General features: G+C 64.8%; 23 protein-coding genes, 1 tRNA gene and 1 pseudogene. 15 read left to right on the top strand and 10 right to left on the bottom strand.

Going from position 1 to position 18,219, the window contains the following annotated elements; genetic code table 11:
* Position 1: 1 nt before the first annotated feature.
* From RSPPHO_RS02410 to RSPPHO_RS21655, 3 genes are read left to right on the top strand one after another with little or no spacing between them, the layout of a single operon-like run.
* Positions 2-430 (top strand): phage tail protein, encoded by a 429-nt coding sequence (locus RSPPHO_RS02410; RefSeq protein WP_041793833.1) that lies wholly within the window; start codon positions 2-4, stop codon positions 428-430.
* Entirely contained in the window at positions 427-1,107 is a 681-nt protein-coding gene (locus RSPPHO_RS20785) for a contractile injection system protein, VgrG/Pvc8 family (protein WP_051013581.1), read from the top strand. Before RSPPHO_RS02410 ends, RSPPHO_RS20785 begins: the two co-directional genes overlap by 4 nt.
* On the top strand, positions 1,064-1,420 hold the full coding sequence (locus RSPPHO_RS21655; protein WP_339325395.1) for a hypothetical protein: 357 nt from the start codon (positions 1,064-1,066) through the stop codon (positions 1,418-1,420). Before RSPPHO_RS20785 ends, RSPPHO_RS21655 begins: the two co-directional genes overlap by 44 nt.
* Positions 1,421-1,865: 445 nt before the next feature.
* On the opposite strand, the gene RSPPHO_RS02400 is transcribed toward RSPPHO_RS21655, so the two are convergent.
* Positions 1,866-2,387 carry a helix-turn-helix domain-containing protein gene (locus tag RSPPHO_RS02400; RefSeq protein ID WP_041793824.1) on the bottom strand — a complete coding sequence of 174 codons (522 nt, stop codon included), beginning with the start codon at positions 2,385-2,387 and terminating at the stop codon, positions 1,866-1,868.
* A gap of 143 nt (positions 2,388-2,530) precedes the next feature.
* Between RSPPHO_RS02400 and RSPPHO_RS02395 the strand changes: the two genes are divergently transcribed.
* Positions 2,531-2,830, top strand: a complete 300-nt coding sequence (locus RSPPHO_RS02395; RefSeq protein ID WP_041793819.1) for a helix-turn-helix domain-containing protein — start codon at positions 2,531-2,533, stop codon at positions 2,828-2,830.
* Positions 2,827-3,081: an ogr/Delta-like zinc finger family protein gene (locus tag RSPPHO_RS02390; protein ID WP_041793816.1), complete on the top strand. Its 255-nt coding sequence runs from the start codon at positions 2,827-2,829 to the stop codon at positions 3,079-3,081. The genes RSPPHO_RS02395 and RSPPHO_RS02390 overlap by 4 nt, the downstream gene beginning before the upstream one ends.
* Before the next feature lie 21 nt (positions 3,082-3,102).
* On the opposite strand, the gene RSPPHO_RS19625 is transcribed toward RSPPHO_RS02390, so the two are convergent.
* From RSPPHO_RS19625 to RSPPHO_RS02370, 4 genes are all read right to left on the bottom strand, one after another.
* Complete coding sequence (locus tag RSPPHO_RS19625) at positions 3,103-3,579, bottom strand: hypothetical protein (RefSeq protein WP_157879053.1); 477 nt, start codon at positions 3,577-3,579, stop codon at positions 3,103-3,105.
* A 15-nt stretch (positions 3,580-3,594) separates the two neighbouring features.
* Positions 3,595-4,038: a hypothetical protein gene (locus RSPPHO_RS02380; RefSeq protein ID WP_014413692.1), complete on the bottom strand. Its 444-nt coding sequence runs from the start codon at positions 4,036-4,038 to the stop codon at positions 3,595-3,597.
* Between the two features lie 129 nt (positions 4,039-4,167).
* Positions 4,168-4,458 carry a HigA family addiction module antitoxin gene (locus tag RSPPHO_RS02375; RefSeq protein WP_014413691.1) on the bottom strand — a complete coding sequence of 97 codons (291 nt, stop codon included), beginning with the start codon at positions 4,456-4,458 and terminating at the stop codon, positions 4,168-4,170.
* A 12-nt stretch (positions 4,459-4,470) separates the two neighbouring features.
* Complete coding sequence (locus tag RSPPHO_RS02370; RefSeq protein ID WP_014413690.1) at positions 4,471-4,752, bottom strand: type II toxin-antitoxin system RelE/ParE family toxin; 282 nt, start codon at positions 4,750-4,752, stop codon at positions 4,471-4,473.
* A gap of 428 nt (positions 4,753-5,180) precedes the next feature.
* On the opposite strand from RSPPHO_RS02370, the gene RSPPHO_RS02365 reads away from it, so the two are divergent.
* Genes RSPPHO_RS02365 through RSPPHO_RS17415 form a run of 5 tightly spaced genes read left to right on the top strand, consistent with a single transcriptional unit; the run spans position 5,181 to position 9,626 of the window.
* Positions 5,181-5,426, top strand: a complete 246-nt coding sequence (locus RSPPHO_RS02365) for a hypothetical protein (RefSeq protein ID WP_041793810.1) — start codon at positions 5,181-5,183, stop codon at positions 5,424-5,426.
* Complete coding sequence (locus RSPPHO_RS02360) at positions 5,423-8,062, top strand: toprim domain-containing protein (RefSeq protein ID WP_014413689.1); 2,640 nt, start codon at positions 5,423-5,425, stop codon at positions 8,060-8,062. Before RSPPHO_RS02365 ends, RSPPHO_RS02360 begins: the two co-directional genes overlap by 4 nt.
* Positions 8,059-8,289 (top strand): hypothetical protein, encoded by a 231-nt coding sequence (locus tag RSPPHO_RS02355; protein ID WP_014413688.1) that lies wholly within the window; start codon positions 8,059-8,061, stop codon positions 8,287-8,289. Before RSPPHO_RS02360 ends, RSPPHO_RS02355 begins: the two co-directional genes overlap by 4 nt.
* A gap of 12 nt (positions 8,290-8,301) precedes the next feature.
* On the top strand, positions 8,302-8,538 hold the full coding sequence (locus RSPPHO_RS02350; RefSeq protein ID WP_014413687.1) for a MerR family transcriptional regulator: 237 nt from the start codon (positions 8,302-8,304) through the stop codon (positions 8,536-8,538).
* A gap of 5 nt (positions 8,539-8,543) precedes the next feature.
* Positions 8,544-9,626, top strand: a complete 1,083-nt coding sequence (locus tag RSPPHO_RS17415; RefSeq protein ID WP_051013579.1) for a tyrosine-type recombinase/integrase — start codon at positions 8,544-8,546, stop codon at positions 9,624-9,626.
* 92 nt (positions 9,627-9,718) lie between these two features.
* Here the strand turns inward: RSPPHO_RS17415 and RSPPHO_RS02340 are convergent.
* Positions 9,719-9,793, bottom strand: a tRNA-Thr gene (locus RSPPHO_RS02340).
* Between the two features lie 367 nt (positions 9,794-10,160).
* Here RSPPHO_RS02340 and pgi point away from each other — a divergent pair.
* From pgi to RSPPHO_RS02315, 5 genes are all read left to right on the top strand, one after another.
* A complete protein-coding gene (gene pgi, locus RSPPHO_RS02335; RefSeq protein WP_041793809.1) occupies positions 10,161-11,801 on the top strand; it encodes a glucose-6-phosphate isomerase in 1,641 nt (546 codons plus the stop codon).
* Positions 11,802-11,837: 36 nt separating this feature from the next.
* A complete protein-coding gene (gene mutL, locus RSPPHO_RS02330; protein WP_014413683.1) occupies positions 11,838-13,682 on the top strand; it encodes a DNA mismatch repair endonuclease MutL in 1,845 nt (614 codons plus the stop codon).
* 62 nt (positions 13,683-13,744) lie between these two features.
* On the top strand, positions 13,745-14,221 hold the full coding sequence (locus RSPPHO_RS02325) for a hypothetical protein (RefSeq protein ID WP_014413682.1): 477 nt from the start codon (positions 13,745-13,747) through the stop codon (positions 14,219-14,221).
* A 73-nt stretch (positions 14,222-14,294) separates the two neighbouring features.
* Positions 14,295-15,098 (top strand): hypothetical protein, encoded by an 804-nt coding sequence (locus tag RSPPHO_RS02320; RefSeq protein WP_041793806.1) that lies wholly within the window; start codon positions 14,295-14,297, stop codon positions 15,096-15,098.
* Positions 15,095-15,649 (top strand): D-glycero-alpha-D-manno-heptose-1,7-bisphosphate 7-phosphatase, encoded by a 555-nt coding sequence (locus RSPPHO_RS02315; RefSeq protein WP_041793803.1) that lies wholly within the window; start codon positions 15,095-15,097, stop codon positions 15,647-15,649. Before RSPPHO_RS02320 ends, RSPPHO_RS02315 begins: the two co-directional genes overlap by 4 nt.
* On the opposite strand, the gene RSPPHO_RS19620 is transcribed toward RSPPHO_RS02315, so the two are convergent.
* From RSPPHO_RS19620 to RSPPHO_RS02300, 4 genes and pseudogenes are all read right to left on the bottom strand, one after another.
* The gene (locus tag RSPPHO_RS19620) at positions 15,632-16,063 is read right to left on the bottom strand and encodes a hypothetical protein (protein ID WP_051013578.1); all 432 of its coding nucleotides are present in this window, start codon (positions 16,061-16,063) and stop codon (positions 15,632-15,634) included. The genes RSPPHO_RS02315 and RSPPHO_RS19620 overlap by 18 nt on opposite strands.
* Entirely contained in the window at positions 16,050-16,850 is an 801-nt protein-coding gene (locus tag RSPPHO_RS02305; protein ID WP_014413679.1) for a HesA/MoeB/ThiF family protein, read from the bottom strand. The genes RSPPHO_RS19620 and RSPPHO_RS02305 overlap by 14 nt, the downstream gene beginning before the upstream one ends.
* A 76-nt stretch (positions 16,851-16,926) precedes the next feature.
* Positions 16,927-17,625, bottom strand: a pseudogene (locus RSPPHO_RS20780) (competence/damage-inducible protein A); the annotation flags it as partial.
* Between the two features lie 129 nt (positions 17,626-17,754).
* Positions 17,755-18,219 carry a (deoxy)nucleoside triphosphate pyrophosphohydrolase gene (locus RSPPHO_RS02300; RefSeq protein WP_014413678.1) on the bottom strand — a complete coding sequence of 155 codons (465 nt, stop codon included), beginning with the start codon at positions 18,217-18,219 and terminating at the stop codon, positions 17,755-17,757.

Raw genomic sequence — 18,219 nt, 5'->3', positions numbered from 1 at the left:
AATGCCCTTGGCAACCCTCGGGCTCTTTGTCTTCGACTTGACCACGGCACCATGGGACAACCGGCAGCGGGCCACGCCCCACCGCTGGGGCAGCAAAGAGCGGGCCGGCGCCGCGCCAGCGTACCAGTACCTGGGGCCAGGAGAAGAGACTCTGACTTTGTCCGGCGCCCTCATGCCGGAACTGACCGGTGGGGTGGCGTGCCTCGACCGGCTCAGGGCCATGGCGGCCGAAGGGAAATCATGGATCCTGGTGGACGGGATTGGGCGCAACGCGGGACGTTGGTTTATACGGGAGGTCAACGAGACCTCGACCTACCACCTCCCCAACGGCGTGGCGAGACGGGTCGAGTTTACCCTGTCTCTTGTCCGCTACCCTGACGGAGACAGAGACCCGAGCCAGGCCGGCGACTTGCTGGCCAGCTTACCATGAAGGCCCGCTGGTCCCTGACGGCCGACGCCCAAGACGTGACCGAAGCGGTGGCGCGCTCTTTGGTCAGTTTGACGCTATCCGATAAGCCAGGCCTCGATTCAGACGAACTATCTTTGGTCATTGCCGACCCTGACGGCCGGGTGGCCCTGCCTCGACGCGGTGTTGTCCTGCGCTTGGCGCTGGGCTGGGACGGTGAGCGATTGGTTGATAAGGGGACCTACCGGGTGGATCAAGTCGGCCACTCGGGCCCGCCCGATCAAATCACCATCAAAGCCAGAGCGGCCGATTTTACCGCAGGGCTCAAAACCCAACGCGAGCTGGCCTACGACGGCCAGACCGTGGGGGAGATCATCGCTCAAATCGCCGAGCGCAATGGACTTCACCCCGCCGTCGCGTCGTCGCTGGCCGGGACCGCCATCCCCCACGTGGACCAGACAAATGAGAGCGACGCCCACTTTCTCACCCGGCTCGGTGAACGCTTTGACGCGGTCGCCACGGTCAAGGACAGCCGGTTGCTGTTTACGCCACGCGGCGGTGGGGGTGACCGCCAGCGGGGGACGCTTGCCAACCCTGACCCTCCAGAGGACCGAGACCGTCACGCACGATTTCGAGGTCACCGACCGCGAGGGAAGTGTGAGTGGAGTCCAAGCCAAGTGGCAGGCATGGGGGGAGGCTAAAACCAAAACCGTGCTGGCCGGAGCCGAGAAGCAGCCCAAGACCCTCAAAAAGACCTACCCCAGCGAAGCCGAGGCCAAGGCAGCCGCAGAGGCTCATTGGGCAGCGTTGCAGCGCTCGCAAATGTCCCTGCGCCTCTCTCTGGCGCGGGGGCGTGCTGATGTGGTGGCCGGGCAGACGTTTCGCGTTGCCGGCTTTAGACCCGAGCTCGATGCGGTCGAGTGGTGGGTGCATGAAGTGACCCACGCTGTTGATGGGAGCGGTGGCTATACCACCTCACTGTCGGCCGAGAGCGCCGCTCCCGAAGAACCCTAAGCACGGAAAACCTCGGTACAGGGGGGTGTACACGCATGGCGCGTAACTTCCAAAGATGCCGGGACGCCCACCGGAAAAGAGTTACCTAAGTTACCTTATTGATATAAAAGAGATATTTCCGTTACCAAAAGGGCACTTTCGGGTTACGAGGTAACCGTTTTTGAAAGGCACTTTTCCAAAATAAAATATGCAATAAAAACAGAGACGTAACTGAATTACCCCCTAGGAGGTAACCCCAAGTGTCTCTGTCCGAGTTACGAAAAAAACGTTTTTTATCAAACGGTTAAAGTGGTCTCGCCCCGGAGGTAACCGAGGTAACTCTTTTCCGGTGGGCGTCCCGGCATCGGTGGAGCGGCACGGCCATTCCCGATCAATCTGATGGAAAAGCTCTCTTGACGGGATTTTCTTGTTCTGATTGATCGCACACCCTAGGGACGCACCAACCTCAGGCCGAGTGTTTACGAGCCTCGGGGCTGTCGGGGGCGGCGCGGAGGTCCTGGCGCAAGCGCGTCAACAGCACTCGCAAGCCCACCTCCCGCTCGACGGGGTCGCTATAGGTCCCAACGAGGTCGTTGACGAGACGGCCCGAGAGGCGGCCCAGGTCACGAGGGGACAGCCGGGCCGCTTCCTCGGCATAGACCGAGGCGATGCCATCAGCGACATGAGCCAGAAAGGCCTCGTCCAAGGTCGGGGGAGAGGGGCTGGGATCTGTCCCGTTTTTGGGACAAGACCCCCCACCGCCCTGCTGATCGCTCCCCGTTGCCAGCCAATCCAAACTTACCTTTGCCGCAACGGCAAGACGAGACAGCGCCTCGAAACCAGGGTCGCTCTCGCCCGCAACCCACCGGGCCCAGGTTGATCGGCCCACACCGGCCACCTCACAGACCCGGGCTTGACTGCCCAAGCGGGTTTCCACCTCCCGCAGTCGCACGGCCAAAGCGAGCCGGAAAGGACCTGGGGTTGGCATGGGGTGGAAAAACCTCCCTTTTCGTGTTGGTTCTAAACTTCCGCCGAGTCCACGGCGGGAGTGAGGCGAGCCTGTGGCAAAAATCGCCTCTATGTCCCATAATCGGGGTTGCTCGCTCCCCAAAAACGGGACATGGTGAGGTCATGGTGATTAAAACTGTAACCGTCATACCACAGAGTCCACGCCTGCGGCGCGCCTGGATCCTCTTCCAACTAAAGGAGAAGGGTCTGAGTTTTACGGCGCTGGCCCGGGAAGAAGGCGTCTCGCCGGCGGCCGTGTGCGTGGCCGCTCAGGGTCGCCGCTCCCGGCCTCTCATGGCGCGAATGGCCCAGGCGGTCGATGTGGCACCGGGTGTCCTGTTTCCAGAGCACTTCAACCCCGATGGCTCCCTGAAGCGCCCGGCCCGTTCGGCCCAGCGCCCCCTTAAGGAACAGGCTCCATGATCTCGCAAAAGCCCATGCTCGAAAACAGACGCCCTCCCTACGATGGGGCCCGCACGGCCTGCCCGGCGTGCCGCACCTTGGCCCGCACCGTCAAGACCGAGCAACTCACGGAGATCGTGCGCGAAGTCACCTACCGGTGCTCAAACCCGGACTGCCTGTGCTCCTTCAAGGCGCAAATCACCGTCATCCGCGTCTTGCACCCTTCTCTCTGCGCGTCTCTTCCAGACGCGCTATCCCCCATTCGCCGGTAGTATGGTGTTGAGATGATACGGTTAGTGGACAGGAGAGATCGTGATGGTGGTCATTCCCATTTCCTTAACAACTGTCATGGAAATCTCCTTTCCATCTCTTATTTCTTTCCCACCTTGCTCTTTAATAGCTTGAGCAAGCCACGCCCTCATTTCTTTAACATCCCAACTAGGGACAACAATATTCACAAAAGACATGGCCACGATGAACTTATGGAGGTTACGCTCTTTATCCTGATCAAAAGCTTGCATCAAGGAAACCTCACCAAGATCTTTCTTGGGACCGATCAATTGGATGACGCTATCTTTTCCGTTACCAACCCAGTTCTCGGCCCCTTTTACATCAGAACCCTTTTCAAAAGAGAAGCCGATTGGGGTGAATTTATCAATGAATACATCTCTAGAAACTCCAACATCGGCATGGGAGTTAGAAGCAAAGGCGATAAAACAAATAAAATATGCAAAACCGAACAATGTTTGTCGTTTTTTTATCAGAGACATAAGGGGCTCCATCCTCTAAGGGGAAACATAGACTTCGTTTTTGTACGGCCTTCCACGGCGTGCCACGCTCACCCGGTCAACAGAAGGGGCTTTCGGAGACGGACCAGCCGGATAGGGATCCATGATCTTGATGCGCAAGCCGTAGCGACCGAAGAAGGTGCGCCCTGCCAACACCTCTCCGTTGGTATCAAAGACGTCATAGACGCGCTCGAAGCGAAACGAGCGGGCTGCGTGCTTGTGCCAGCAGAAGGTCATGAACTTTTCCGGGGGGTCCCCCTCCAACTGGCGGATCGTGACCCATCTTCGGGACAAGATCCCCAGGGGATCGGCGTAGAGCATCCCGAATGTCAGACCGATCAAAAACGAGGGCTGCAACCCCTCAGGTTCCAGATCGAGACGCAGCCCTCGGGACTTTCCTTGCGCCACATGGTCCATGGCCGCCGCGAACCCATCCTCCATCGAAATTCTCCCGTTCCCGGTGTACGGGGGCAGGATGCCTCGGCTGGGACAGGAAATCGAGTCGTTTCAGCCCTGTTGATGGTTAAAACTTTCCCCTCACGCGGCCTTGGCCCCCAAGCCAACCTCCCCTTAAGCCGCCCGCTCCACGGGGGTGATGTCGTCAAGGTCTGGCGTTGCCCGCTCGGCAACGGCCAGATCGTAAAGCACCTGCATGTTCATCCAGAATTCCGGCCCGGTGCCCAGCAGGCGGCCCAGGCGCAACGCGGTGTCGGCCGTGATCGGGGTCTTTTCCGCGACCAACCGCTCAATGCGGGTGCGTGGCACATGGCACGCCTTCGCCGCAGCGCCAGCACTCAGGCCCAGGGGGACCAGGAATTCCTCGCGCAGCACTTCCCCGGGGTGGATAACGGGACCGGCCATGATTGGTTCTCCTTAGTGATAATCGACGATTTCAACGTCTTCGGCGGCGCCATCGCCCCAACGAAAGCAAATGCGCCACTGATCGTTGATGCGAATACTGTGCTGTCCCTTCCGGTTCCCCTTCAGGGCTTCCAGGCGATTGCCCGGCGGTTGGCGCAAGGTGTTGAGATCAATGGCCGCCGCAAGCATGATCAGTTTGCGTTGAGCCGGGTGAAGCAGGTCCGCCGGAAAGCCCTTGGTGGCCTGGCCTTCCCACACCGCCCGAGCCAGTTTGCCTTTGAAGCTGCGGATCATCGCGTTCTCCCGTCTTGCTTGGTTCTTTTTGTATCATGCTGTGATACAAATAACAAGATATATGTATCACGCCAAGATACATTTCCCCGCTTGACGCCCACCGCGTCCCGCCGTACCCTTAGCGATACGGGCCTCGAAAACCCGCATATCGAAGGCGGTGACGCCTCCCGACAGCATGGCGTTTCTCGCTATGCCCAGGGTCCGCACGTGCATGTCCAAGGCGCGAGCCTAAAGACGTGCGGGCACGACCTTCGACGTGTTTTCGAGCCCTGGGCGCCAGCGGCGAGCCTCGAAAACTTCCGCTGCGCTCTGCGCAACGATGATCGAAGGAGTTTCGCCATGGCTTGCCTGGGCGACAACGGGCCTCGTGTGCCCGAACCCTCCCCCTTTGCCTTCTCTCAGACTGCCTCGCGCGCGGGAGGCCGGTCATGAGCCTCGTCCGCGTCCCCTTTGAGTCCTTGACCGAATGCCTTGCTGCCGCCGACGCCCTGGCCGGTGTCTGCGACAGCCTGCGCACCTTGGCCGCTGCTCGGCTGTCCGATGAGCCCCAGTTGGCCGGTGAACTGCTGGAGGTTACCGGCCAACTGGAGCATTTGGCGACCCGCGCCCGCTACCGCGTGTTTACGCTGGCCGGTGTTGTGCCCCTCCCCCCAGCCGAGGAGGGGGCGCCATGACCACCGAGATGCGCGACGATGTGCGGGCCGAGGTCGTTGCCCGGCTCAAGACCGACTACAAAATGCAGGCGGAAGGGGAGTGGCTGCGCAAGGGCGTGTGTCCCGGGTGCGGCCACAAGGAGCTGTACGTCAACGCCCTGGCGCCCTGGGTGGTCCGGTGCGGCCGCTTGAACCGGTGCGGTTGGTCGGCCCCGACCAAGGAACTGTTCCCCGACGCCTTCGGACGGTTCAACGAGCGTTTTCCGGCCACCTCCGAGCGGCCCAACGCGACGGCCGAGGCCTACCTGGACTTCGTGCGCGGCCTCTCGCCGTTGGCCGTGGCCGGGTGCTATCGGCAGGGGTCCTTTGCTCACCCACGCGGCGACCGACGCACCGCCACGGTCCTGTTCGATGTGGCGCCGGGCGTGTGGATGGAACGGCTCATCGATGTCGTTCGGATCACCGGCGACGATGGAGAGGTCGAGGAGCGACGGGCCCATTTTCATGGGTCTTTTCAAGGCCTCTGGTGGGCTCCCCCCGACTTAACCCTGACCCCAGGGGACACGCTTTGGCTGGCCGAGGGCTGCATTGATGCGCTCTCCTTGCGCAAGGCGGGCCTCAAGGCGGTGGCCACCCTCTCGTGTTCCAACTACCCCTCCAAGAGCCTTGCGAGCCTCCCCCCGGGGGTGACCCTGGTATGGGCGCTCGACAACGACAAAGCCGGGCTTAGCGCCATCCGCAAGCACGTGGCGCGGGCCAAGGCCGACGGCTGGACCTGCGAAGCCGCCCTGGTGCCCCAAAAGGGACGGCGGAAAACCGACTGGAACGACCTGCTGCTGGCCGAGGGTCTGGACGAGAAAGGCTTGGACGACGCTCGCCACCAGGGGGCCTTGCTCCTGGCCGAGAGCCCGCTCGAGAAAGGTCTGCTGGTCTGGCGCCGCCGCCCGTCGTCCGGTTTCGCCGTGGAGCATGGTCGCAAGACGTGGTGGTGGTCCCTCTCGGCCGATGAGCTCCAAGCGATGACCACCATCTTGGTCGCAAATGGCCAGGAGGAAGACGAAGCAAAGATCGAAGCCGCCCGAAGTTGCGCCAAGGTCAAGGAGATTATCAACTGCGAAGTCCGCTTCCTCTATTTCCAAAAGCGGGAAAGCACGGACGAAAGTTGGTATTATGCCGCCGTCCTCCAAGGAGATGAGCGCAAAAACCGAAAACTCACCTTTACCGGACCGCAACTGGCGACCGCTTCCGAGTTTAAAAAGCGGCTCTTATCGGCTAATGGCGCCGTGTACTCCGGCGTTACCGACCACCTGAACTGGATCCTCCAGCACTCCTTGCGCGACGTGGCGACGGTGGAAACTATCGACTTCATCGGCTACTCGAACGAACACCAAACATATATCTTCCCCGACCTCGCAGTGCATAAGGGAAAAGTGATCCCGATCAACGAAGAGGACTTCTTCGAGATCGGTCGTAACATCTACCTCAAAACCTTGAGCGGGGCCGTGTCCCTGAATATCGGCCGCCGCGCCGACTACCGCCCGGAGTGGACCGACCTTCTCTACCGCGCTTTTGGGGCAAAGGGTCTGGTCGCTACCGCCTTTTTCTTGGGCAGCCTGTTCGCCGAACAAATCCGGGGCCTTCATAAATCCTTCCCCTTCCTGGAAATCGTCGGCGAGGCCGGCTCGGGCAAATCGACCCTTATCGAGTTTCTGTGGAAGCTCATGGGGCGCGACTCTTACGAAGGCTTCGACCCCAACAAAGCAACCCTGGCAGCGCGAGCCCGCATTTTTTCCCAAGTCTCCAACCTGCCCGTGTCGCTGATCGAAAGTGACCGCGACGGCAAAGAGGATGGCTTGCGCCAGCGCCAGTTTGACTGGGACGAACTGAAAACCGCGTACAACGGTCGCGCCTCGCGGGCCCGCGGGGTGCGCAACGGCGGCAACGACACCTACGAGCCACCGTTCAAAGGGGCGATCTTGATTTCCCAGAATGCCCCGGTGAACGCCTCCGAGGCGATCTTGCAGCGGATTGTTCACCTCTACTACTCGTGCGGGACCCACACCCGGGACAGCAAAGAGGCCGCCGCCGCCTTGGGGAGCCTCCCCGTAGAGGCCGTCTCGCATTTCCTGATCTTGGCGACCACCGCCGAGGCCCAGGTGATGGCGACCGTCAAGGCGCGCACCGTCGTGCATGAGGCGGCCCTTCTGGCGCGACCTGACGTCCGCTCGAACCGCCTTGCCAAAAACCACGCCCAAATTATGGCGCTCGTCGAGGCGCTGGGCACCTTGGTGGGGCTCCCCGAGTCATGGGTCGCCGAAACCCTCGACACCCTCAGCGTGGCCACGGCCGAACGGCAACAGGCGGTCGCCTCCGATCACCCCGTGGTCGAGGAATTCTGGGAGCTGCTCGACTGGCTCGGACTCTCAATGGTTAACCATTCCCGCGACCCCGGCCTCCTCGCGATAAACCTGAATATGGTGGTCGAATTGGCGGGGCGCTCAAGCCAAGCTATGCCGCCCCTGATCGACTTAAAACGCCACCTCAAGGGCTCGCGAACCCGCCGATTTATCGCAATAAAAACCGTCAACTCTTGCCTCGACGACTTTGTTGACAAGCGAGTGAAGTGTTGGGTCTTTGAGAAAGGGGTGCCGTCATGACGACTCTTCCTTCTTCCTCCAGCGGCCGCCTTACGGTGAACGTCCCGGCGTTGGTCGATGCCGTCAACATCCTGCGCTCGTGCTCTCGCGAGGCGCCGGAAGGCTTCTACCGCAGCGTGGTCGGCGTGTTCGAGGGCGTCGAATACCACCTCATCGCCGTTGGCGACCCCACGCACCAGTTGCACTCCGACCAGGGTGCTGACCAGTTGCCTCTGCAGTTTGGGTAGAGAGGTGCCGCCATGACCGCCCGCGTTGAGGATCTCAGCCACCTCCCTGGTTGGCCGCGCCTACTGTCTCCCGAACAAGCGGCGGCTTATATGGCCCTGTCGCCCAGCAGTTTCCGAAAGCATGTGACGGTTAAGGCTTTACGGTTGGGGGGGATCGTGCGGTATGACCGGCTTCAGTTGGACCGGTACGTGGAGGCCCTGGGCCAAGCGGGCCCGGTGCCCGATTGGGCGGATACCCTGTTCAAGTAGGAACCATGCCTGTCTATCGCCTGAAAGGCATCAAGCGGGTGACCAACCCCAAGACCGGGGTGGTCTACCTGTACCATCGAGCCAGCGGGAAGCGCTTGTGCGAGCCTGAGGGCACCGCCGCTTTTATCGCCGAAGTCGCTGCCTTGGAGGCCCGGGCCAAAGATCCGGCCGAACCAACATCCCCACCCGGCACCTGGGGCTGGCTGAAGCAAAAATACCTCGCCAGCCCGAAATATGGAGACTTGGCCGACGCCACCAAACAAAGCTACCGGTCTGTGCTGGACTACTTGGCCGAGCCGAACCCGGACAAGCCAGGGCATGGGGTGGACACGGTCCCCCTCACTCAAATCGCCACGCCCTCTATCATGAAATTGAGGGACGCCACCTACAAAAACCATGGATGGCGCCAAGCCAACGTGATGCTGGCGGTCGTCTCCCTGGTTTGGAACTGGGGGCGGCCCTACGGCTACACCACCACGCCAAACCCGGCCGAGAAAGTGCCGCGCATCAAACGCCCGCGCGACCTTCCCAACGCCAACCGCGCCTGGACGGACGATGAACTGGCGGCGGTCCTGGGTGCCGCTTCCCAAGGGGTCCGGGCAGCGGTTGCTCTGGGAGCCTACACCGGCCTGCGCCAAGGGGATGTCCTGATCCTGCCGTGGTCAGCCCTTGAAGACGGATGGATCCGGCACACCCAGGGCAAGACGCAAGAGCCGGTCTGGATCCCGATCCACAGCGACCTTGCCTCCCTCTTGTCCACGATCGAACGGCGCACGCCGACGATCGTCACCAGCCCGCGTGACGGCAAGCCCTATACGGGGGATGGGTTTCGGACCTTATTCTTCCGGCTGGTTCGCGCCCTGGAAGCGCAAGGAAAGATCGGCCCCGGCCTGACCTTCCACGGCCTCCGCCACGGCCTTGCCACCCGCCTGGCAGATGCCGGCGCCGACGATCGAACCATTGCCGCCATCACCGGTCACGAACAGGTTTCCATGGTCCAGCGCTACACCCAAGACGCAGACCAACGCCGCCGGGCACGGGCCGGCATGGACCTGCTGGAAGCCAAGACGGGGGGCGAAAAGGAGTAACGCTGTCTGATGATTTGGAAAATTTTCTAAAGGGCTTTGGAAAATTAGGACAGGAAAGGCGACCTAATCACGCCTTATCCCCTTGAAAAAGCTGGTGCCGTGGAGAGGATTTGAACCTCCGACCTACTGATTACGAATCAGTTGCTCTACCCCTGAGCTACCACGGCGCTGCAAGCCGGTGGGATTTGTCACCACCGCCGAGAGGTGCGCTTTATAGACACCGCTCTCATGCAAGGCAAGACCTTTTTTCGCATCAGTCTTTGCCCGTGTCGAGGGATCAAGGTCCCTGCACGGCGGCCGACGTCCGCATGGGGCGGGAGATACGGTGTTTGTGGCCCAAGGTCAAGGGGCCGGGCCTGGGTGCGGCGGGGAAAAGTGTGATCAATATTTCACATTCATTCTCAGGAAAACTTTAACAGATTGAGGCCATGCGTTCCAGGCTACACGCCGAGGCCGGCCTGGGCTAAGGTGCGGCCTCGAAAGCAGGCCCGTTGCTTCTGTCTCCACTTGTCGATAGCGCGCTGGAGAGTGCCCATGCTCGATCTTCCCTCCCTGCCCCAGTGGCAGGCCCTGGCCGCCCACGCCAAGACGCTGGAAGGCACGCCGATGCGCGACCTGTTCGCGGCGGATCCCCAGCGTTTCGAGCGCTTCCATCTGCGGCTGGAAGATCTGGTCCTCGACTACGCCAAAAACCGTCTCACCGAGGAAACCCGGCGCCTGCTCGTTGATCTCGCCCGCGCCACCGGGGTGGAGGCGCGGCGCGACGCCATGGTTGCCGGCGAGCCCATCAACACCACCGAGGGCCGGGCGGTGTTGCATGTCGCCCTGCGCGATCCGACGGACACCCCGATCCGGGTGGACGGCCACGACGTGAAGCCCGACATCCGGGCCGTGAAAGCGCGCCTTGCCGCCTTCACCGCCGCCGTGCACGAGGGCCGCTGGACCGGGGCGACGGGGCAGCGCCTCACCGATGTGGTCAACATCGGCATCGGCGGCTCCGATCTCGGCCCGGTGATGGTGGTGGAGGCCCTCAAGCCCTATGCCCGGCCCGATCTGCGGGTGCATTTTGTCTCCAACGTCGATGCGACCCACATCGCCACCACGCTGGCTGGCCTCAATCCCGCCACCACGTTGTTCCTGGTGGCCTCCAAGACCTTTACCACCCAAGAAACCCTGACCAACGCCCACACCGCCCGCGCCTGGATCGTCGAGGCCCTGGGCGAGGCGGCGGTGCGCCACCATTTCGCGGCACTGTCCACCAATGCCGCAGCGGTGGCGGCGTTTGGCATCGATCCCGAGGCCATGTTCGGGTTCTGGGACTGGGTGGGCGGGCGCTATTCCCTGTGGTCGGCGATCGGCCTGCCCATTGCCCTGGCGGTTGGCTTCGACAACTTCCAGGCCCTGCTCGACGGCGCCCACGCCCTCGACCAGCACTTTTGTACCGCACCGTTGGAAGAAAACATGCCGGTGCTGCTGGCCTTGCTGGGCGTTTGGTACACCGGCTTCCATGGGGCCCGCGCCCATGCCGTGCTGCCCTATGACCAGTCTTTGCATCGCCTGCCCGCCTACTTGCAGCAGGCCGACATGGAGAGCAACGGCAAGAGCGTGACTCTGGACGGTCGGCCGGTGACGTGGGCTACCGGGCCGGTGCTGTTTGGCGAGCCCGGCACCAACGGCCAGCATTCCTTTTACCAGCTCATCCACCAGGGCACCCACCTGATCCCCTGCGATTTCCTGGCACCGGCTCACAGTTTCCATCCGCTGGGTCGCCATCATGCCATCTTGCTGTCCAATGTCCTGGCCCAGGCCGAGGCCTTGATGCGCGGGCGCACCGAAGCCGAGGCGCGAGCCGAGTTGGAGGCGCGCGGCCTGAGCGGCGCGGCGCTGGAAAGCCTGCTGCCCCACATCGTGTTCCCGGGCAACCGCCCCTCGAACACGCTGTTGTTCCGCCAGCTCGACCCGCGCACCCTCGGCATGATCATTGCTCTTTACGAGCACAAGATCCATGTTCAAGCCACGATCTGGGGGATCAATGCCTACGATCAATGGGGGGTGGAACTGGGCAAGCGCCTGGCCGGGGCCATCTTGCCCGAACTCGAAGATTCCAGCCGCCCGCTGGCCCACGATGCCTCGACCAACGCCTTGATCGCGTTGATCCGGGCTTTTCGGGCCTGACCCCAGAGGGGCCGGGCGGCCGCCGTTGGAGATGGTATGAGCATCCGCCTTCTGCCGCCCACCCTTATCAACCAGATTGCCGCCGGTGAGGTGGTGGAGCGCCCCGCCTCGGCCCTCAAGGAACTGGTCGAAAACGCCATCGACGCCGGGGCGCGGCGCATTGATGTCCAGATGACCGATGGCGGCCGGGCCCGTCTGGTGGTGGTGGACGACGGGCGCGGCATGACCCCCGACGACATGCTGCTGGCCGTCGAGCGCCACGCCACCTCCAAGCTGCCCTCCGATGACCTGCTCGATATCCACAGCCTGGGCTTTCGCGGCGAGGCCCTGCCGGCCATCGGTTCGGTGGCCCGCCTGACCCTGACCAGCCGCCCGCCCGGGGCCGACAGCGCTTGGAGCCTCAGCGTCGAGGGCGGCCACAAGGGCGAGCCCCAGCCGGCCAGCCATCCGCCGGGCACCCGAGTCGAGGTGCGCGACCTGTTTTATGCCACCCCGGCCCGGCTCAAGTTCCTCAAAGCGCCGCGTACCGAAATGGGCCACGCCATCGACGTGATCCACCGTCTGGCCCTGGCCCACCCCCACATCGGCTTCACCCTGACGGAGGGCGAGCGCCAGCCGGTGCGTCTGGCCGCCACCCAAGGGGATTTATTCCGGGGCCGGCTGTCGCGGTTGGGGGCTATCTTGGGGCGTGATGTGGCCGACAACGCCCTGCCCGTCGAGGCCGAGCGCGAAGGCCATCGGTTGTCGGGAGCGATCGGCCTGCCCACCTGCAACCGCGCCACCAACGCCGGGCAATACCTGTTCGTCAACGGCCGGCCGGTGCGCGACCGCCTGTTGCACGGCGCGGTACGAGCCGCCTATGCCGATGTCCTGCCCCATGACCGCCACGCCGTCGTCGCCCTCTATTTGGACCTGCCGCCCGATCAGGTGGATGTCAACGTCCACCCGGCCAAGGCCGAGGTCCGCTTTCGCGATGCCGCCTTGGTGCGCGGGCTGATCGTCGGCGCCTTGCGCCATGCCCTGGCCGCCGCCGGGCCGCGCTCCAGCACGGCGATGACCGCCGCCACGCTCGACGCCCTGACCCCCGATCCGGCGCCGGGGCCCGAGTCGGCCTCCCCGGGATCGCGCCTGTTGAGCGGCCCCTCCCGCTCCAGTTCTTGGCGCGGCGGTTGGACGCCGCCGCCGCCGCCCAGCCAATCCGCCCTGCGCTTTGCCTACGAGGCCCAAACCCCGGCCGCTTCAGGCGTGGCGGAGGCCCCCCTGCTTGCCCCGCCGCCCGAGGCGATCCCCGATGCCCGGGAGTTTCCCCTGGGGCTGGCGGTTGGGCAGATCCATGCCACCTACATCGTGGCGCAAACCCAAGACGGCATGGTGATCGTCGATCAGCACGCCGCCCACGAGCGGCTGGTGATGGAGCGCATGAACGCCGCCCTGGCCGAGGGCGAGGTCAAGCGCCAGGGCTTGCTGTTGCCCGAGGTGATCGAGCTGGACGAACCCTCGGCCGAGCGGCTGGTGGCCGCCGCCCCCGACCTAGCGCGCCTGGGGCTGGTGCTGGAGGGCTTTGGGCCGGGTGCCGTGGTGGTGCGAGAACTGCCGGCGTTGCTGGGCGATACCGACGTCAAAGGGCTGGTCCGCGATCTCGCCGACGGCTTGGCCGAATGGGGCACGCCCCAGGTGCTGCAAGACCGCCTGGGCGACGTGGTGGCCACCCTGGCCTGCCATGGCTCGGTGCGCGCCGGGCGCCGGTTGGGTCTTGCCGAAATGAACGCCTTGTTGCGCGCCATGGAGACCACGCCTCGCTCGGGGCAATGCAACCATGGCCGACCCACGCATGTCGCGCTAAAATTGGCCGACATTGAACGCCTGTTCGGACGCCGCTAACCCAGCCGGGAGCGGGGGGGACGGACAAGATCTCGTGACCTCAGCGCGGAAGGAGGGGCGCCATGCGGCGTGTGGTGGGAGGGGGGCTCGGCATGACCTTGGGATTGGTCCTAATTCAAGGGGCCCAGGCCGGCCCGCTGGATCCCAAAACCTTCGCGCAACTCGACGCGGTGCCCGACCGGCTGGCCGCCTGTGCCGCCGGCGACAGCGCCGCCGAGGATTCCGGTGATCCCGAGCGCCTGAAAACGGTGATGGCGACCGAGATCGTCTGCCTGCGCGCCTTGGCCGTCGAGGTGGCGAGCACCTTCTACCCCGCCGACGCGTTTGGTCCGGGCGGTCTCAAAGCGGTTCTTGGTCAGCTCGACGAGCCGCTCAGTCGGGTCTTCAACGCCGTGCAAACCAAACCCCAGGCCTGTGCCCCGGCCTGCGACCCGTTTTATGCGGTTCAGGCCCAGGACATGACCCGGCGGTTTCTCACCACCTTGATTCTCGACATGACCGAACGCCTGAAGGACGATAGTCCGCTGCATTCGCAATAAAGAAAAAAAGGGGATCAGGAAGGCTGGGGAGGCGGGCTTCCCCAGACCCCTCGGTCTCTTGGGAGGGGGGCCGATGCTGCGGGAGCTTTTCGAGACACTGCTGACCCCGGCCTCGCGGGAGGCGCAGCGTCTGGGGTTGGTGCATGAGCAGGTGGCGTTTGCCGCCCGGGCTCGGCGCTTGGCGGCGGCGTGGGCGCCTCACCGCGAGGCGGCTCGGGCCGCCGTCTGGCGGGTGGCGGAGACCACGCCGGGCCAGGAACTGGCGGTGGTTCTGGGCGCCGGGATCTTGCTGGAGATTCCCCTGGAGGCCCTGGTGGCGCGCTATCGCCGGGTGGTGCTGGTCGATGTCGTGTTGTCGCGGGCCGTGCGTGCCGCCCAGCGCCATCATCCGGGGGTCGAGGCGGTGGCGATGGATCTGAGCGGCCTGTTGCCAGCCCTCCAGCCCGGTGTTGACCGGCTGGTCCCGCCCAGTCCGGCGCCTTTGCCGCCTGAGGCGGGCGAGGCCGATCTGGTGGTTTCGGCCAATCTCTTAAGCCAGCTTGCCATCGTGCCGCGCCGCTTCCTCGACCAGCACGGCGTCGCCTGGGAGGCCCAAGATGCCGTGGCCCGCGCCCTGATCGACGCCCATCTGGCCGCCCTGGCCTGCTGCTCCGGCACGGTGTGTCTGATCACCGATTTCGAGCGCGAGGAACGCCCGACCACCGGCGAGGAGGGGGCGACGCGCTACGATATCTTGTACGGGGCCCGGCCCCGGATCGAGGGCAGCCGTTGGCTTTGGGATCTGGCGCCGCCCGGCGAGGAGGACCGCACCCTTCAGGTCCGCCACCGCGTCATGGGCGGCTTGTTCATCAACCCCCAAGGGGAGGAGAGCGTGTGAGCGTTGCAAGCGACCGCCGCGTGGTTCTGCTGGATCGGGATGGAACCATCAACGAGGAAGTCCACTATCTGGCCCACCCGGACCAACTCCGCTTGCTGCCCGGGGTTGCCTCGGGCCTGCGGCGGTTGGCCCAGGCCGGCTTTGCCCTGGTGGTGGTCACCAACCAGTCGGGGATCGCGCGCGGCCTGATCACCCCCGCCGCCCTCGACGCCATCCATGCCCGCCTGCGTGACCTGTTGGCCGCCGAGGGCGTGGTGCTGGAGGGCATCCACGCCTGCCCCCACGGTCCCGACGACGGCTGCGCCTGCCGCAAGCCCCGCCCCGGGCTGGTCGAGGCGGCGCAAAAACAGAACCCGTTCGACCCCCGCCGGGCTTTCATGGTCGGCGACAAGAAGGCCGATCTCGACCTGGGGCGCACGGTTGGCGCCTTTTCCATCCTGGTGCGCACCGGCTATGGCCGACAGGTCGAGGCGACCAGTGGCTACCGCGATGCCCCGATTGTCGATGACCTCGACGCCGCCGCCCGCTTGATCCTACAGCGCTCCTCGTAACGAGGGGTCTGGGGAGGCCGCGCCTCCCCAGCCTTTCCTTGTTTTTTTTAAGGCTGGGGAGGCGCGGCCTCCCCACGACCCCTCGGGCAGACCCGCTTCGCACACCAAGACGGCCCCGCCCAAGGCGACCACCGAGGTTAGCAGGGTCTCGAGATCGGCGACGCCCCGAGCCTTAAGGGCGGCGTCCTCGGCGGCGGCCGAGGGATGGGAGGGGGTGGGGGTGAGGCGGTGCCAGCCCGGCGTTCCGTCCGTATCCCGGGTCACGGTGGTGCAGCCGCTCATGGTGAAGAACAAGGCGGTGGGGCGGCCGAGGGCGGCGGCGGTGGCGGCGAGGACCAGGGCGTGGTGGACGCGTTCGTAGGCGCCCGACAGCACCACGGCGCGGAAGGCAGGACCGACGTCAGGAGGCGGCATGGGAGGGGCGCCGGTGGATGTCGAGGCCTTTCAAGGTCGGGTGGGGACCGCACAGGGCGCATTCGGGGTCGGGCTTGAGGCGCACGGTGCGGATTTCGCCTTCCAGGGCATCGACGATCATCAAGCGCCCGGCCATGGAGCGGCCGATGTCGAGGAGTTCTTTGATCACTTCCGTGGCTTGCAGGCTGCCGAGCACGCCGACGACCGAGCCCAGCACGCCGGCTTCGGCACAAGTAGGGCGGCTGGAGGGGAGAGCGGGGACTAGGCAGCGGTAACAGGGGCCGCCGCGATGGGGGCGGTACGTTGAAAGCTGGCCCTCAAAGCCCAGGACGGCGGCGCTGACCAGGGGACGGCGGGCCATGTAGCAGGCGTCGTTGACCAGGAAGCGGGTGGCGAAGTTGTCGGAGCAGTCGGCGACCAGATCGCAGTCCTCGACCAAGGCCTGGACGTTATCCACGCTCAGGCGGTCGTGGTGCAATTCCAGTCGGACATCGGGATTGAGGGCGCGCAGGGCCTCGGCGGCGCTTTCCACTTTGGGGTGATCGACGCGGGCTGTGGTGTGGAGAATCTGGCGCTGGAGGTTGGAGAGGTCCACGTAGTCGCCATCGACCACCACCAAGGTGCCGATTCCGACCGCCGCCAAGTAATAGAGCAGCGGCGAGCCCAAGCCCCCGGCCCCGACCACCAGGACCCGAGCCTGTCGCAAGCGGTCCTGACCCCGGCCGCCCACTTCGGGCAACAGGATGTGGCGGGAGTAGCGCAGGATCTGGTCGTCGGTCAGGGTCATGGGCGCGGGCTTTCCGGGGGGGGGGCGGGGGCAGGGGGGTGATCTCCAAGGCGTCGTCGTGAGGGCGCATCAAGGCTTCCAGGGCTTCGCACACCGTGTGCAGGAGGGCGGCATCGGTGCCGCGCGCCACCAAACTGGTACCGATGCGATCCCCCTGGGCAAAGGGGTAGCTGCCGAGGTCCACGCTGGGATACTGGGCTTGCAGGTCGCGCAGGGCGTCGGCGATGTCGCCTTCGCGCACGTGGCCGCGCACCGACACCGAGAGCACGGGCGGGCCGCCCACCAGGGTGTGGGCGAGGCCTTCAAACATGGCTTGCATGATGCGTGGCACGCCGGGCAGCACGTGGACATTGCCCAGGCGGAAGCCGGGGGCGACGCTGACCGGGTTGTCGATCAGGTCGGCGCCTTCGGGAATATCGGCCATGCGCAGGCGTGCCGCGTTGGCCTCGGTGCCGCGCTCGTCGAAGTAGGCGCGCAGGCGGCGCTCGGCCTCGGGGTGACGCAGGACCGGCACGCCGAAGGCGGCGGCGACGCAGGCGGTGGTGATGTCGTCGTGGGTGGGGCCGATGCCGCCGGTGGTGAACACATAGGCATGCTGCGGGCGCAGGGCGTTGACCGCCGCGACGATGGCCTCTGGCACGTCGGCCACCACGCGGATTTCCCGCACCGGGATGCCCAACTCGCCCAGGCGGCGCGTCAACCAGGGAATATTGGCGTCGGTCGTGCGACCGGAGAGGATTTCGTTGCCGATGATGATCAACGCGGCGCTGGGCATGGCACACCTCTGGAAGACAAAGGACCGTCAGGATTCAACAAGGAATCGAGGGGTCTGGGGAGGCCGCGCCTCCCCAGCCTTAAAAAAAGGAAGGCCGGGGAGGCGCGGCCTCCCCAGACCCCTCGATCCTTAGAGCCAGTCCTGGAGGATCGGGATCAAAGGGAGGTCGGCCGGGGGCATGGGGTAGTCGCGCAGCCGGTTGGGCCGGACCCAGGCCAGGGCTTGGCCTTCGCGCCCCACCGGGGTGCCGTGCCAGCGGCGACAGGCGTAGAGGGGCATCAGCAGATGAAACTCGGGGGTGCTGTGCGAGGCGAAGGCCAGGGGGGCGAGGCAGCTATGGCGGGTGTCGATGCCCAGTTCCTCGTCGAGTTCGCGCACCAGGGCGGCCTCGGGGGTTTCGCCCTCGGCCAGCTTGCCGCCCGGGAATTCCCACAAGCCGGCCAAGGAGCGGCCCGGGGGGCGCTGGGCCAGCAGCACGCGGCCATCGGCATCAATGAGCGCGGCGGCCACCACCAGCAGCAGCGGCAGGCCGTGGGGCGGGGGAACGCGCCCCGCCGCCCGGCAGCCGTCGTCTTCGTCGTCGTCGGCGTTCAT

It is taken from the genome of Pararhodospirillum photometricum DSM 122, from assembly GCF_000284415.1.
GTDB lineage: Bacteria > Pseudomonadota > Alphaproteobacteria > Rhodospirillales > Rhodospirillaceae > Pararhodospirillum > Pararhodospirillum photometricum.
The sequence above is the reverse complement of the archived record's forward strand: the minus strand, read 5'-3'. Positions and strand labels throughout refer to the sequence as shown.

What these genes read in the sequence shown, in the direction of transcription:
- RSPPHO_RS02355 (WP_014413688.1), top strand. Translation starts at nt 8,059, where the DNA reads ATGACGACTCTTCCTTCTTCCTCCAGCGGCCGCCTTACGGTGAACGTC.
- RSPPHO_RS02300 (WP_014413678.1), bottom strand. Translation starts at nt 18,219, where the DNA reads ATGAACGCCGACGACGACGAAGACGACGGCTGCCGGGCGGCGGGGCGC.
- RSPPHO_RS02350 (WP_014413687.1), top strand. Translation starts at nt 8,302, where the DNA reads ATGACCGCCCGCGTTGAGGATCTCAGCCACCTCCCTGGTTGGCCGCGC.
- RSPPHO_RS17415 (WP_051013579.1), top strand. Translation starts at nt 8,544, where the DNA reads ATGCCTGTCTATCGCCTGAAAGGCATCAAGCGGGTGACCAACCCCAAG.
- RSPPHO_RS02375 (WP_014413691.1), bottom strand. Translation starts at nt 4,458, where the DNA reads ATGGCCGGTCCCGTTATCCACCCCGGGGAAGTGCTGCGCGAGGAATTC.
- RSPPHO_RS02410 (WP_041793833.1), top strand. Translation starts at nt 2, where the DNA reads ATGCCCTTGGCAACCCTCGGGCTCTTTGTCTTCGACTTGACCACGGCA.
- RSPPHO_RS02400 (WP_041793824.1), bottom strand. Translation starts at nt 2,387, where the DNA reads ATGCCAACCCCAGGTCCTTTCCGGCTCGCTTTGGCCGTGCGACTGCGG.
- RSPPHO_RS02365 (WP_041793810.1), top strand. Translation starts at nt 5,181, where the DNA reads ATGAGCCTCGTCCGCGTCCCCTTTGAGTCCTTGACCGAATGCCTTGCT.
- pgi (WP_041793809.1), top strand. Translation starts at nt 10,161, where the DNA reads ATGCTCGATCTTCCCTCCCTGCCCCAGTGGCAGGCCCTGGCCGCCCAC.
- RSPPHO_RS02390 (WP_041793816.1), top strand. Translation starts at nt 2,827, where the DNA reads ATGATCTCGCAAAAGCCCATGCTCGAAAACAGACGCCCTCCCTACGAT.
- RSPPHO_RS02380 (WP_014413692.1), bottom strand. Translation starts at nt 4,038, where the DNA reads ATGGAGGATGGGTTCGCGGCGGCCATGGACCATGTGGCGCAAGGAAAG.
- mutL (WP_014413683.1), top strand. Translation starts at nt 11,838, where the DNA reads ATGAGCATCCGCCTTCTGCCGCCCACCCTTATCAACCAGATTGCCGCC.
- RSPPHO_RS02320 (WP_041793806.1), top strand. Translation starts at nt 14,295, where the DNA reads ATGCTGCGGGAGCTTTTCGAGACACTGCTGACCCCGGCCTCGCGGGAG.
- RSPPHO_RS20785 (WP_051013581.1), top strand. Translation starts at nt 427, where the DNA reads ATGAAGGCCCGCTGGTCCCTGACGGCCGACGCCCAAGACGTGACCGAA.
- RSPPHO_RS02360 (WP_014413689.1), top strand. Translation starts at nt 5,423, where the DNA reads ATGACCACCGAGATGCGCGACGATGTGCGGGCCGAGGTCGTTGCCCGG.
- RSPPHO_RS02395 (WP_041793819.1), top strand. Translation starts at nt 2,531, where the DNA reads ATGGTGATTAAAACTGTAACCGTCATACCACAGAGTCCACGCCTGCGG.
- RSPPHO_RS19625 (WP_157879053.1), bottom strand. Translation starts at nt 3,579, where the DNA reads ATGTCTCTGATAAAAAAACGACAAACATTGTTCGGTTTTGCATATTTT.
- RSPPHO_RS19620 (WP_051013578.1), bottom strand. Translation starts at nt 16,063, where the DNA reads ATGCCGCCTCCTGACGTCGGTCCTGCCTTCCGCGCCGTGGTGCTGTCG.
- RSPPHO_RS02325 (WP_014413682.1), top strand. Translation starts at nt 13,745, where the DNA reads ATGCGGCGTGTGGTGGGAGGGGGGCTCGGCATGACCTTGGGATTGGTC.
- RSPPHO_RS02305 (WP_014413679.1), bottom strand. Translation starts at nt 16,850, where the DNA reads ATGACCCTGACCGACGACCAGATCCTGCGCTACTCCCGCCACATCCTG.
- RSPPHO_RS02370 (WP_014413690.1), bottom strand. Translation starts at nt 4,752, where the DNA reads ATGATCCGCAGCTTCAAAGGCAAACTGGCTCGGGCGGTGTGGGAAGGC.